The sequence below is a fragment of the Aulosira sp. FACHB-615 genome, from assembly GCF_014698045.1.
Lineage (GTDB): Bacteria > Cyanobacteriota > Cyanobacteriia > Cyanobacteriales > Nostocaceae > Nostoc_B.
This window is the reverse complement of the sequence record NZ_JACJSE010000020.1, coordinates 65,163-77,688: the sequence shown is the minus strand read 5'-3', so window position 1 is coordinate 77,688 and position 12,526 is coordinate 65,163. Positions and strand designations below refer to the sequence as shown.

The following is a 12,526-nucleotide window of genomic DNA, read 5'->3' as shown; positions in this document are numbered from 1 at the left end:
AAAACCCTACCTAACGGTGGGGTTTTATTTATTAGGAGCATTTGTGAAGAACAAGATCCCCGACTTCTTTGAGAAGTCGGGGATCTGAGTAATTATAATTTTCACAAATTCAAGTTATCTTCTGGTTTGACTAAATCTGATGGCGGCCTGTCGCTACTCCAAGCCCACCATGCACAACCACAATGACATTGATAAAATTCTTGCCATTTGCGGCGATGTTCTTCTGAGAATACAGGCGATCGCCGGTTGATCCAAACCTGTAATGCTTCTAAACTACTAGAACGGCAAGTTGGACAGCAAAATTCATAGGCGTGAACTGCCTTGGATGTCCATTCAGGTGGGATGGGAGCAAAAGCGTCCATGTAATTTAAAATTTAATCTCAGTAGGCAGCATATCAGCCCGAATTAATATATATCTGTTTATCTGGTATTTTGCTAAATTCGTCTGTTTTTTTACAACTCTTAATTTGTCTAAAGGTCAAGATCCCCGACTTCTCAAAGAAGTCGGGGATCTGAACATCTCAATTTTTCATCAAAACTAACCACAACAGTCGCAAAAAATACAAAGATGGAACAAAATGCTGAAATTCGTCGGTTGTTAGATGTCATGCCAGCTTCGGGGAGAATGACAATTAAAATCGTCAGCAAACCGGAGCAGGCACAGGTAATTGATGCTACTTTTCCTCTGCCTTGGCAACAGTATAGACCGATATATATTAATTTTGATTTGTGGGGACGTTTAACAAAGGCACAACGGGATTTATTGCTGTTGCAGAAGGTGAGTTGGTTGAGTGGGGTGAGATGGTTTAAACCGGATATTTATCAAGGGGTTGTGCTGCTGGGGTTGTTGGCGGGATTAATTGAATCGTCACAGTCTGATGCTGTGGGTGTAGCTGTGGCTGTGGGATTAAGTGCGATCGCAGCTTTCCGCATCTGGCGCAGCAATCAATCATCAGAGTCAGAGTTAAATGCAGATAAAGCAGCCATTAAAATAGCCCAACGCCGGGGTTATTCGGAAACAGAAGCGGCTCAATATTTACTCTCTGCAATTGAAGCAATGGCAAAAATAGAAAAACGTCCTGGGTTAGATTTTACCGAGTTAATTCGTTGCCAAAATTTGCGAGCGATCGCAGGTTTATCACCTGTGGGTATACCCGAAACTTACAGTTGAAAAAATTAACCAAGAAATTTAGCTCTTTCTCTGACTAATTTTTTGCTGGCATCACTGACTGTCATAATTCAGAAATGATTTTGGCATTTTGGCTGCAAATTTACCAACTGCGACAAAATTGAGGGTGATACCAAATTAAAAAATGATTGCGACAGATGGATGACTCAAAAGCTTACCGATCAACCCTTACCCAATCCAAAATCTGTCTTGAAAAGTTTGCTCAAGTCGGGGAACCCGCCCACGCAACTTTTCGCAAAATCTAAAATCCAAAATGGTATGAGATGAATACTCTACTGTAGCGAGGAAAAAAGAAGCCAGTGCAGGAGGTATAAGGTTTTGATAGGGGTAAAAAAGCTATGATTCATGGCTCATTGATTCGTCTGATGATCAGGCGAATGGCATCTTAAGCTTTTGTTTAAGCATCAGCTCTTAGGTGGCTTTTTCAGTAATATGCAACTAACTAACTAGCTAGATATCAAGAGGCATAAAGTGGAACATTGGCAAGCTATCCTGAGCGTTTTCACCTTTTTGGGTGTAATTCTCCTAATTATGACGGAATGGGTGCATCTGACTATCGCTGCTTTATTGGGAGCATTGCTATTAGTTTTCACCAACGTCATGACATTAAAAGAAGCTGTGGGTTATATCGGTAATAGTCATGGAACATTAGGGTTATTTTTTGGTGTGATGGTGCTTGTCAGAGCATTTGAACCAACTAAAATATTTGATTATTTAGCTACTCAAATTGTGATTTTAGCCAAAGGTGATGGCAAACGTTTGTTATTAAGTATTGTCGGGATTGTTACGCCGATTTGTGCAGTTTTACCCAATGCCACAACCGTAATGTTATTAGCGCCATTAATTCCGCCAATGGCAGAAGAAATAGGTATAAATTTTGTACCATTGTTGATATTAATGGTGTTTATAGCTAATAGTGCTGGTTTATTAACTTTAGTCGGTGATCCAGCGACGTTTATTGTGGGAGATGCAATTAATATTAGTTTTATCGATTATCTCTGGAAATTAAGTTTAGGAGGAGTAATTGCTGTTGTTACAGTTACAGCCACCCTACCATTTTTATTTCGGAAAATTTGGCAGACTAAGCTGGATAATCTGGAAGAATTACCACATCCCCAAATTAATCATCCACGAGTATTAACTGTGGGGGCGGTGATTATCGCCTTTGTCTTAATATTTTTTGTGATTGGTGAATCTTTACCAGTTCCGATTTCACCTGCTGCTGTGGCTTTATTAGGTGCAGCTTTGGCATTGTTACTATCTCATCACAGCCGCATTGATAATGTTAACAATATTTTACGTGATGTTGATTGGAGTACATTAATATTTTTTATGAGTATTTTTGTATTAATTGGCGGCTTAGAAAAAACAGGTGTAATTAGTGGTTTATCAGGTTTTTTGGCACTTATTTTAGGAAAAAATATCATTCTCGGTTCTTTAGTTTTATTATTATTTGTTGGGATATTATCTAGTGTTGTGCCGAATATTCCTTTAGTGGTGGCAATGGTACCCTTACTCAAACAATATATTGTCAGTGTAGGGTTAGCGCCAACAGAGGTGTTAGCACAAGACTTTCAAGGGCAATTTCCGGCTGAAGTTTTACCGTTGTTTTACGCCATGATGTTTGGTGCAACCTTGGGAGGTAACGGTACACTTGTAGGCGCATCTTCTAACATAGTTGCGGCTGGTATTTCCGAACAACATGGTCGCCGGATATCATTTAAAACCTTTCTGCACTACGGTATTCCTGTGATGTTTTTGCAACTAGCAACTTCGGGATTATATGTGTTAGTGCGATTTCTGATCTAGACATAATCACAACTAATACAAATTCCTTCTGGAGAGGGATGATTTTAACAGCACGTATTTAAATATACTTACGTGTATGGTTTTGTCGTGGCTATAAATGTTGCATTATAAGTATAAGAGCAAAATCTAAATCAGCTTCAAAAAGGATCAAAGTTATGAACCCGCCTGAAGAATATACCAATTACAGTGCGCTTGAACCAGTACAAGGGGGGGTGAATCAAGTCAATAACAAACTACAATTTACTACTAATGGAATTGGTGAAACTAACAGTTTAGATAAAGTCCGAGACCTTCTGTTTGGCAACCAGATACGTGATGTTGACAAAAGACTGACTCGCTTAGAAGAAAATTTATTTTCAGAACTTGTGAGCTTGCGAGAGGAAACCCGCAAACGTTTAGATGTTTTAGAAAGTTATATTAGACAAGAGGTTGATTCGTTAACAGAACAACTGAAGAAAGAGCAATTAGAGCGTGATAGTGGGATGCGATCGCTCTCGGAAGAACAGAAAAATAGTAACTTATCTTTAGAACATAAAATTTCTCAAGTTGACGAACAAACTACCAACCGTCAACGAGAATTGCGTGAACATATCCTCAATCAATCGAAAAATTTACAGGATGATCTTCAGCAAAAATATGAAGAAATTTTAGCGGTGCTGAAACGCGAAATGCAAGAAATCCAAAGAGAGAAAACAGACCGTTCTAAGTTGGCTGCTTTGTTTACAGAACTAGCAGTACGGCTGAATACAGATCATAAATTTTGAGATGAAATTTAAATTACTTGTTTAGATTAAGGGATTTGGGTAATGAATAATTATCTCCCGAATCGAGTACCTACAGAAGCAAAAAGTATGAATGGAGAATCTGCTGACTTAGATTCTCTCAATCAAGATGACCTCACTTTACTTCGCAGTTTACTCCTGGGGATTGAACCTTCTCAACTCAATAAACTCTACGAAAGATTAAATAATCCGCAAATTCAACCAGAAGATATCAGTCGTTTGCTTCCCGAAGCTGTGGTTTTGCGTACCAAGCAAGATCAGCAGCTAGTAGAAGCGATGGTTGCGACTGTGGAACAAGCAATTCAAGCCTCTGTCAGCCAAGATGAAAATGTGCTGTCTGAAGCATTTTTTCCCATTATTGGCCCAGCTTCTCGTAAAGCGATCGCTAACGTCTTAGACGAAATGATGCAATCGCTGAACCAAGCCTTAGAAAATAGCCTGTCGGTACAAAGTTTTCAGTGGAGGTTAGAAGCCAGACGCACCGGAAAATCTTTTGCAGAAGTTGTCTTGCTGCGGACTTTAATTTACCGCGTTGAGCAAATATTTTTGATTCACAGACACACTAGTTTATTGCTGCATCATGTCAGGTTACAACAAGTAGCCGTTCAAGATCCCGATTTAGTCGCGGCGATGTTGACAGCAATTCAAGATTTTGTCAAAGATTCCTTTAAAGTACAGCAAGAAGATACATTAAGAAGTCTGCGCTTTGGCGAACTCACAATTTGGGTAGAAGCAGGGCCACAAGCAATTATCGCGGGGATAATTCGCGGTAAACCACCGCAAGAATTACGCACAGTTTTTCAAGCAGCAATTGAAAAATTACACCTTAAACTCGGAACAGAACTCCAGAGTTTTACAGGCGAAACCGAACCATTTCAAGCTAGTGAACCTTATTTAGAAAGCTGCTTAACAGCACAGTATAAAACTCCGGCTCGGCAAAATTATATCTATGCTTGGACTTTCTTTGGTTTAATGGCGATCGCAGCTGGAAGTTGGGGCTTTTTTGCTGTGAGAGAAAATCTCCGTTGGCAAACTTATCTCCATAAACTAAACTCCCAACCGGGAATTGTGGTGCTGAACACTCGATATTACAACGGGAAACACTTTATTTCAGGAATGCGTGATCCTGTGGCTGTAGATCCCAACACCCTGATTCAATCAACCAATTTGCAGCCAGATAAAGTTATAGCTAAATGGCAATCTTACATATCATTAGAACCAGAAATTATCACTAAAAGAGCCACAGAATTACTGCAACCACCAACCACTACAAAACTACAAGTGAATGATTCTGGCATTCTTGTAGCTAGTGGCTACGCACCACAAAAATGGATTACAGAAGCTCAGAAACTCTGGCGTTTTATTCCTGGAATCACACAATTTCAAACTAAAAACCTATTAGCAAATGAGCTCAAAGAATTAGAAGCTGCTAAAAATCAAATTGAATCCACGACATTTTTATTTGTCGAAGGCAAAGATGAGTTCATTCCTGGAGAAAATCAAAAAATCCCCAAGTTACGGACAAATTTTTCTACCCTTTTCAAAATAGCTCAATCCTTAAATCAGGACGTACAAGTTTTAATTCGTGGTCACACTGATACTACTGGTACAGAAGGACAAAATTTCCTCCTCAGTCAAATACGGGCGAATAAAATTTTTACGGCTTTAAATCTGCCGAAAATTCATACCAATAAATTTAAACTTGCTGCTTTAGGTTCTACACTACCTTATCAACCAGAATTAAATTTAGATGCCAGAAAACTGAATCGGAGAGTGTCTTTTCAAGTATTCATCACTGACAAAAGTAAATAAATCATGCTGCAAAAAAAAATCTGTATGGTAGGTGCATTTGCTACTGGTAAAACCAGTTTAGTTTCCAGGTTTATCTACAGTATTTTTTCTGATAGGTATTATACAACTGTCGGTGTCAAAATTGATAAAAAAACTCTCAGTCTGCAAGGCAACAATGTTAATTTAATTCTTTGGGATCTTTACGGTGAAGACGAGTTTCAGAAAGTTAGAATGTCTTACCTAAGAGGTTCATCTGGTTATATTTTAGTTGTAGATGGTACAAGGCGTAGCACTCTCGATAAAGCTTTTGAGTTGCAAACTAAAGTAGAAGAAAGTATTGGTCAAGTACCGTTTATTTTAGTCTTTAACAAATGGGATATGACAGAGGAATGGGAAATTGAACCCCAGGAGTTAGATAGTATTCTCAGCAAAGGCTGGAATGTAATTAAAACCAGTGCTAAAACAGGACAGGGTGTGGAAGAAGTCTTTCAAACACTTGCTCATCAAATCATCAATCGATAAATGGCAGACATCCCCAAGGCTGTAGTTTTATATATTCTCAATTTTATTATCGAAGAGCGATCGCTTGCTTATCTCTTAGTCAACAAGGACGGTGGACTGGAAGCCTGGGGGGGAAAACTCGCTGAGTATGGCATTACAAATCTCAGTCAAGGAATATCGGTATGTGAACAAATTTTTTTTCTCGAAGGTTTACTACCTATAGATGACTCTCCGTTATTTCTCCCCTTCATCAAAATCGCAGCGAGTATCTGTGCGGATGTTCATATTTTTCCATCCGAGGAAGGTGATTGGGTATTACTATTGAATAGTATGTTAGATGAAAAGCATCTCTCAGCTATGCAGCAAGAAGCCAACTACTCCAGCCTAGCACAAGAACAATCTGATAGATTAATAAGGAAGGATTTAGGAATCAGCAGTCAAAATTCAGAATAATTAATAAACAGGAGTCAGAAGACAGAATTCAGAATTCAGAATGCTCCACCCATAAAGGATGGAGTTTAAATGAAGAAAAAAGTTTTATTTTGATTTCACCCATGAAGCACGAAATTTTCCACCAATATTAATCACCCAGCGATGCACTGAGCTTGCTGAACGTTCCCTAAGAATAAAAACTATATTATCTATAAAACTCATATTTGATTTGGGAAAAAACAAGGTATATTTATAATCTCTTTTTCCTATTACCTGCCTACGCAATGATGTTCAGTTATCAAGTTGGATTGCTAGATATTTTTATGATATGACTACAACTATATTATCTGACTTATTCTTAGGCTTAAATATTTTAGTCTTAGAAAGAATTGATATTGGCTTATTTAGAATTACGGCTCAACCACCTAGCTGGTTACAGCGTTTTTGTAGCCAGCAATTAAGATTTGGCATGGATATGTTAATTCCGCAAGAGGAATTTGCATTTTTAGAAAATTTTTTGTTTGATGCCGAAGATTTTTGGAGCGAAAATAAGATTGGTAAGCTTAATTCTGGTCTTTGGAGTCAAAAAAATTTAAATGGCTATGAAGAGCAGTTAGAAGCTTATGCTTTGTGTGTAAATGAAAGTAAAATTTTATTAATTGAATTAGCAGAAGATAAATTTAAATATAAACAGCACCTAATTCAAGCAGGTCGAGAACAACAATTAAATTATCAACAATTATTAAAAGACAATCAAAGAAAAGAAGTCTTAATTAATTGTATTATTCATGATATAGCAGGGCAACTCAACGCCATTAATTGCTGTTTAGCCTTGCTAGAGTTTGAAAATTTAACAGATAAAGGTAAGGAAAATTTAGAAATCGCTCGTAAGCAATCGATTAAGCAAGAAATGTTAATTAGAAATATTTTAGATGCTTTTTCGGATGAGGTGCGATCGCTAGAAAGTTTTATCGTAGATATTGACACTGCGCCTGATATTCTTAGGGCTGTAGAAGAAACTATCGAACTATTTAAAGCTACCTTTGCACTGACTAACCAACAGTTACAGCTTGCAGCTAATGTTGACAGCACAGCCGATTGGAAAGTTGTAGGCGAACAATCACGCCTAGACAGAGTTATTACAAATCTGGTGGAAAATGCTTATCGCCACAGTCCAGAAGACTCAACAGTAACTATTAATTTGCAAGCAGAAGTAGGATATGTACTCTTCACTATTGATGATGAAGGTGAAGGTGTATCACCAGAAATGAGCAATAATTTATTTCAAAAGTTTTCCCAAGGTCAAAATCGCGCAGGTAGAGGAGGAATCGGTCTTTATTTTTGTCGAATGACGATTGAACGTTGGGGTGGAAATATTGGTTATTTACCTCGTCCCGAAGGCGGTTCCCGTTTTTGGTTCCGCCTTCCCAGACCATTAGGAAATGAGTAATGAGTAATTACTCATTACCAGGACTAAGGAGATTGGGAGTAAGGGTTTTAGATACATACACCCTTACTCCCTACTCCCTATTCCCATATATTAGTAACCAATCAAATGCAGGACATCACGAACTACGCTATAGCCGGCTAAGTCCCAGAGTAAATAAGCCACAAAACCAATTGCTGCTAAACGGCCATTCCAGAGTTCGGCTTGGGGAGTCCAACCAAACAAAAATTCATTGCGATCGCGTCCATTATAAGCATTAGCAACTCCTGGTAAATCTGTAGAGGGACGAGTTTCCATGATTGTTCTCCAAAATTAAGTTAGTATTGGCAAATTTTTCTTTAGTCAGGACTTACGCACAAAGATTATCTGTGGAGATTGGGTGTAAGGATTTTGAATCACTACACCCCTATCCCGAATTTCTCACGCATGGTTAGGGGGTGTGGGGAGTGTAGGAAGAGAGGGGAGTGTGGGGAGTGTGGGAAGTGTGGGAAGAGAGGGGGGAAAGATTTCTTTACCATCCTCCCACCCCTACACCCTCGCCACAACCCTTGATTTTTCGTTTTGATGCGTAAGTAAGTCCTATTTAGCGACCTATTAGATGTAAGACATCGCGCAGAACGCTATAACCTGCTAAATCCCAAAGTAAATAAGCCACAAAACCAATCGCAGCCAAGCGACCATTCCAGAGTTCAGCTTGGGGAGTCCAGCCAAAAATAAACGCATTGCGGTCTATGCCGTTATACTCTGTAGCGACTGGTGGTAAATTCGTCGAGGAGCGAGGTTCCATTTGTTGAGTCCAAATTGATTTGTTACTTAACTTCACGTTAGCTATTTACCACCAGCCTGCTTTCCGTCTAGAGGTACAAACTCTAGCCACCTCTTCTGGAAGATACAAACAGCCAAAAACTGTTAACATCTCTTTCTTTAGAGGTGCTAAAAAGCATATTTATAAATAAATGTAAATTACTATTAGCTAAATCTTGGATATTTTAAGATGAAATCAGAGGATTTAGACAATATTAATTAATGGAAATTAATCGCCACAATATTTATAATCATAGGCATTTTCCTGTGATAATTTCAGCAATCTCCCCAAAATTAAATCTTTCGATTCATCAAACTTCTACCCGACGCTAGATATATTATTCAAACTTCAGATGGATGCTGGAATCGCCTAAATTGCCCGATTCTGAGATTTACAAGAGTTAGGTATAGCGATTGTTAACAGATATTAATTGCATAATTGCTGCTCAGATGATTCTGATATCTCTCCAAAGTTAAACATTAAAAAATAAGGAAATACAATGATTCAAAGTACAGGCATTATGTTGGGACTCTACAAACCATTGTTATGGGTAGCACAAATTTCTGTAGATCCCTCCAACGTCACGCCAGCGCAAGCATCGGTGCTGACCTCCGGGCCGCGCTTTTTTGTCGCCTTAATTTCCGGGGTGATTTTAGCTTTTGCTTTTCAATTAGTGCTAACTAATCTCTCCGTTGCTGCTGGTATTTCCTACTTGGGACATTCCTCAGATGCGGATTCTCATCATGGGGAAGCAGGCAGTTTTGGCGGCACAATTCGCAAAATTGGGACGGCTGTAGGGATTTGGACATTAGTCACTGTTACCATCGCCTTATTAATTGCCAGTTTCCTAGCCGTAAAATTAAGCTTAGTGATTTTTGACCCCAGATTAGGGGCGATTTTGGGGTTAGTGATTTGGGGTGCATACTTCTTATTACTAGTGTGGGTCAGTTCTACTACTGTGGGTTCCTTAATTGGTTCAGTGGTGAATACTGCTACCTCTGGTTTTCAGGCGATTATGGGAACTGCTACCGCCGCCTTGGGTGCGAAAGCCGTAAATCAGCAAGTGGTAGCCACCGCCGAAGCCGCCGCAGCTGCTGTACGTCGAGAATTAGGTAGTGCAATTGACCCGATTAGTATTCGAGAAAATGTTGAAGATTACCTAGAAAAACTGCGTCCGCCTGAGTTGGATATCTCCCAAATCCGGGGCGAATTTGAAAAATTACTCAATGATCCACAATTAAAAGCGATCGCCGGTAGCCCCGATTTACGCCAGATCGACCGCGAAAAATTTATTGATTTAGTCAGCAGTCGCACCGACCTTTCTAAACGCGACGTTAACCGCATTGCAGATACACTTTACAATGTTTGGCAACAGGTAGTAGGGCAACAGCCACCTGTTCCAGATCGTTTAGGGGAATTAGTTGACTATCTCAAATCTTTACCCCCAGGACAAACCAGAACCGACGAACTCAACGCCAAACTAGAACAGTTAATTACTGAAAGCCGTTCAGCTAAACCAGCCGACCAAAAAGCCGCACCGGGACTGATTCAGCAGACAGTCCAGCAAGGTTTAACGGCTTTGACTGGTATTGTTTTGGGACGCACTGATTTATCAGATATTGATGTGGAAAAGATTTTACAGTCCCTAACCACAGCCAAAGATAAAGCCACAGAACAAGCTGATAAACTAGGTCTTCCCGTACCTTCCCAACCTTACAGCCCAATTCGCGTTGACATCGAAAATTATCTGCATAACACTTATGCTTGGCAACTCAGCCAAGAAAGAATCGCCCAAGAATTCCGCGATGTTATTTATGACCCAGCCGCCGACCCTGGCATTATTAAAAGAGAATTAGACCGCCTGTCTCGTAATGATTTCGTCAAGATTCTGCAAGATAGAGGTCTACTCACCCAAGTTGAAATTCAACGCATCGCCGACCATCTAGAAGTTGTGCGTCAATCAGTATTAGTCACCGTTACAGCCGAAGAAGAACGAGAAATTGCCCAAGATTTACAACGGCGAGTTGAAAGTTATCTGTTAGTCACACCAAAATCAGATTTGACGGCGGAAGGTATTGAACGGGATTTTCAGTCTTTGTTGTCAGACTCTGATGCAGATTATGAAACACTTTCACGCCGTTTGGCAGTAATTGACCGGGCAGAAATGCGACAAATTCTGCTGGAACGCAACGATGTGCAAGTATATGAAGTTGAACCAATTTTAGATGAATTGGAAAAGCAACGCGATCGCGTTTTAATTGCAGCCCAAGGTATAGCAGAACAGGCAAAATATCAAGCAGAAACCCTGTGGTTGAATGTAGAATCATATCTGCGGAACACAGGCAAAGCAGAATTAAACCCTGATGCAATTCGCGCCGACCTGAAGCGATTATTAGAAGACCCCCAAGCCGGGATGATTGCCATTCGCACTCGGTTGTCTCGTTTTGACCGCGATACTTTGGTACAGTTATTGAGTCAGCGCCAAGATTTGAGCGAAGACCAAGTTCATAACATTATTCATACTGTGGAAGATTCTTGGCACAGTATTCGCCACGCACCGCAAGCCGTCGCTGACAAAGCCAAAGAACAATATGATTCTGTCATGACGACAATTACAGATTATCTGCGGAACACTGGCAAAGCAGAACTCAACCCCGAAGGGATTCAACGAGATTTAGATCGCTTGTTTGCCAATCCTAAAGAAGGTGCGATCGCCCTGCGGCGACGTTTATCGCAATTAGACCGAGATACCTTAGTGAAATTATTGAGTCAACGACGAGACTTGAGTGAAGAACAAGTCAACCAAATAATTGACTCGATGCAAACATCAATCCGCAATATTGCGCGTGCGCCCCGCCGTTTTGCTACTCGTACCCAGCAAAGAATGGATACATTCAAAGCTTATCTGGAAGAATATTTGCGGCAAACAGGCAAAGAAGAACTCAACCCTGAAGGTATTAAACGTGACTTGCAATTATTGTTGCATGATCCACGGGTCGGGGTAGAAAGTTTGAGCGATCGCTTGGCGCATTTTGACCGTTCTACTATCATCGCTTTACTGAAAATTCGGGAAGATATGAGTGATGAAGAAGCCGCCAGAATTGCCGACAATATGATTTCCGTCCGGGATCAATTTGTCGAACAAATACGGAGTATTCAACGCCGGATACAAGATGTTGTAGATAATATTTTTGACCGTATCCGTAACTATCTCAATTCTTTAGATCGCCCAGAACTTAATTATGATGGCGTTAAACGGGATATCCGCCAGTTATTTGACGATCCCCAAGCTGGATTTGATGCCTTGCGCGATCGCCTATCTGCCTTCAACCGTGATACCCTAGTCGCCATCATGAGTTCCCGCGAAGATATCTCTGAGGAAGATGCTAACCGCATTATTGACCAAGTAGAACGCGCTCGGAACACAGTCTTACAACGCGCAGAACGCATCCAACAAGAAGCACAACGCCGTTTAGAAGAAGTCAAACGTCAAGCCCAAAAGCAAGCCGAAGAAACCCGCAAAGCCGCAGCCACAGCCGCTTGGTGGTTATTTGCTACAGCCGTCGTTTCTGCAATTTTCGCCGCCTTTGGTGGTGCGATCGCTGTTGTGTTTGTCTAGCTTAAAAACTGTCTCCGCTAAAATTTTAGCCTCCCAATGTGGGAGGCTTTTCATATCTCAAGAAAATTCAGCAGTCAGATTTAGGACTTATACACAAAGGTTATGCCCATGCGTAAAGATGATTACGACAAATAGATCACTACCAATCCAA

11 protein-coding genes are annotated in these 12,526 nt (G+C 40.2%); 8 read left to right on the top strand and 3 right to left on the bottom strand.

Annotation, left to right across the window (positions count from 1 at the left end; translation table 11 throughout):
* Nucleotides 1-101 precede the first annotated feature (101 nt).
* Nucleotides 102-362 carry a hypothetical protein gene (locus H6G77_RS24815; RefSeq protein ID WP_190591390.1) on the bottom strand — a complete coding sequence of 87 codons (261 nt, stop codon included), beginning with the start codon at nucleotides 360-362 and terminating at the stop codon, nucleotides 102-104.
* A 206-nt stretch (nucleotides 363-568) separates the two neighbouring features.
* Here H6G77_RS24815 and H6G77_RS24810 point away from each other — a divergent pair, with 206 nt between their 5' ends.
* The 7 genes from H6G77_RS24810 (at nucleotide 569) to H6G77_RS24780 (ending at nucleotide 7,954) form a co-directional block, all read left to right on the top strand.
* Nucleotides 569-1,171 (top strand): DUF3318 domain-containing protein, encoded by a 603-nt coding sequence (locus tag H6G77_RS24810; RefSeq protein WP_190873001.1) that lies wholly within the window; start codon nucleotides 569-571, stop codon nucleotides 1,169-1,171.
* 489 nt (nucleotides 1,172-1,660) lie between these two features.
* Nucleotides 1,661-2,998: an ArsB/NhaD family transporter gene (locus tag H6G77_RS24805; protein ID WP_190591388.1), complete on the top strand. Its 1,338-nt coding sequence runs from the start codon at nucleotides 1,661-1,663 to the stop codon at nucleotides 2,996-2,998.
* 155 nt (nucleotides 2,999-3,153) lie between these two features.
* On the top strand, nucleotides 3,154-3,762 hold the full coding sequence (locus H6G77_RS24800; protein ID WP_190873000.1) for a hypothetical protein: 609 nt from the start codon (nucleotides 3,154-3,156) through the stop codon (nucleotides 3,760-3,762).
* A gap of 42 nt (nucleotides 3,763-3,804) precedes the next feature.
* On the top strand, nucleotides 3,805-5,592 hold the full coding sequence (locus tag H6G77_RS24795) for an OmpA family protein (protein ID WP_190872999.1): 1,788 nt from the start codon (nucleotides 3,805-3,807) through the stop codon (nucleotides 5,590-5,592).
* Nucleotides 5,593-5,595: 3 nt separating this feature from the next.
* Nucleotides 5,596-6,093, top strand: a complete 498-nt coding sequence (locus tag H6G77_RS24790) for a Rab family GTPase (RefSeq protein WP_190591385.1) — start codon at nucleotides 5,596-5,598, stop codon at nucleotides 6,091-6,093.
* Nucleotides 6,094-6,525 carry a hypothetical protein gene (locus H6G77_RS24785; RefSeq protein ID WP_190872998.1) on the top strand — a complete coding sequence of 144 codons (432 nt, stop codon included), beginning with the start codon at nucleotides 6,094-6,096 and terminating at the stop codon, nucleotides 6,523-6,525.
* Between the two features lie 307 nt (nucleotides 6,526-6,832).
* Nucleotides 6,833-7,954: a sensor histidine kinase KdpD gene (locus H6G77_RS24780; protein WP_190872997.1), complete on the top strand. Its 1,122-nt coding sequence runs from the start codon at nucleotides 6,833-6,835 to the stop codon at nucleotides 7,952-7,954.
* Between the two features lie 90 nt (nucleotides 7,955-8,044).
* Here H6G77_RS24780 and H6G77_RS24775 read toward each other — a convergent pair whose 3' ends face one another.
* Both H6G77_RS24775 and H6G77_RS24770 read right to left on the bottom strand, forming a co-directional pair.
* Entirely contained in the window at nucleotides 8,045-8,248 is a 204-nt protein-coding gene (locus H6G77_RS24775) for a high light inducible protein (protein WP_190591382.1), read from the bottom strand.
* A 286-nt stretch (nucleotides 8,249-8,534) separates the two neighbouring features.
* On the bottom strand, nucleotides 8,535-8,738 hold the full coding sequence (locus H6G77_RS24770; RefSeq protein ID WP_190591381.1) for a high light inducible protein: 204 nt from the start codon (nucleotides 8,736-8,738) through the stop codon (nucleotides 8,535-8,537).
* 517 nt (nucleotides 8,739-9,255) lie between these two features.
* Between H6G77_RS24770 and H6G77_RS24765 the strand changes: the two genes are divergently transcribed.
* The gene (locus H6G77_RS24765) at nucleotides 9,256-12,375 is read left to right on the top strand and encodes an MFS transporter (protein WP_190872996.1); all 3,120 of its coding nucleotides are present in this window, start codon (nucleotides 9,256-9,258) and stop codon (nucleotides 12,373-12,375) included.
* The last annotated feature ends 151 nt before the right edge of the window (nucleotides 12,376-12,526 follow it).

Bases quoted from the DNA above. Each gene is read 5' to 3' on its own strand.
- H6G77_RS24815 (WP_190591390.1), bottom strand. From the start codon at position 362: ATGGACGCTTTTGCTCCCATCCCACCTGAATGGACATCCAAGGCAGTT.
- H6G77_RS24810 (WP_190873001.1), top strand. From the start codon at position 569: ATGGAACAAAATGCTGAAATTCGTCGGTTGTTAGATGTCATGCCAGCT.
- H6G77_RS24800 (WP_190873000.1), top strand. From the start codon at position 3,154: ATGAACCCGCCTGAAGAATATACCAATTACAGTGCGCTTGAACCAGTA.
- H6G77_RS24795 (WP_190872999.1), top strand. From the start codon at position 3,805: ATGAATAATTATCTCCCGAATCGAGTACCTACAGAAGCAAAAAGTATG.
- H6G77_RS24790 (WP_190591385.1), top strand. From the start codon at position 5,596: ATGCTGCAAAAAAAAATCTGTATGGTAGGTGCATTTGCTACTGGTAAA.
- H6G77_RS24785 (WP_190872998.1), top strand. From the start codon at position 6,094: ATGGCAGACATCCCCAAGGCTGTAGTTTTATATATTCTCAATTTTATT.
- H6G77_RS24780 (WP_190872997.1), top strand. From the start codon at position 6,833: ATGACTACAACTATATTATCTGACTTATTCTTAGGCTTAAATATTTTA.
- H6G77_RS24775 (WP_190591382.1), bottom strand. From the start codon at position 8,248: ATGGAAACTCGTCCCTCTACAGATTTACCAGGAGTTGCTAATGCTTAT.
- H6G77_RS24770 (WP_190591381.1), bottom strand. From the start codon at position 8,738: ATGGAACCTCGCTCCTCGACGAATTTACCACCAGTCGCTACAGAGTAT.
- H6G77_RS24765 (WP_190872996.1), top strand. From the start codon at position 9,256: ATGATTCAAAGTACAGGCATTATGTTGGGACTCTACAAACCATTGTTA.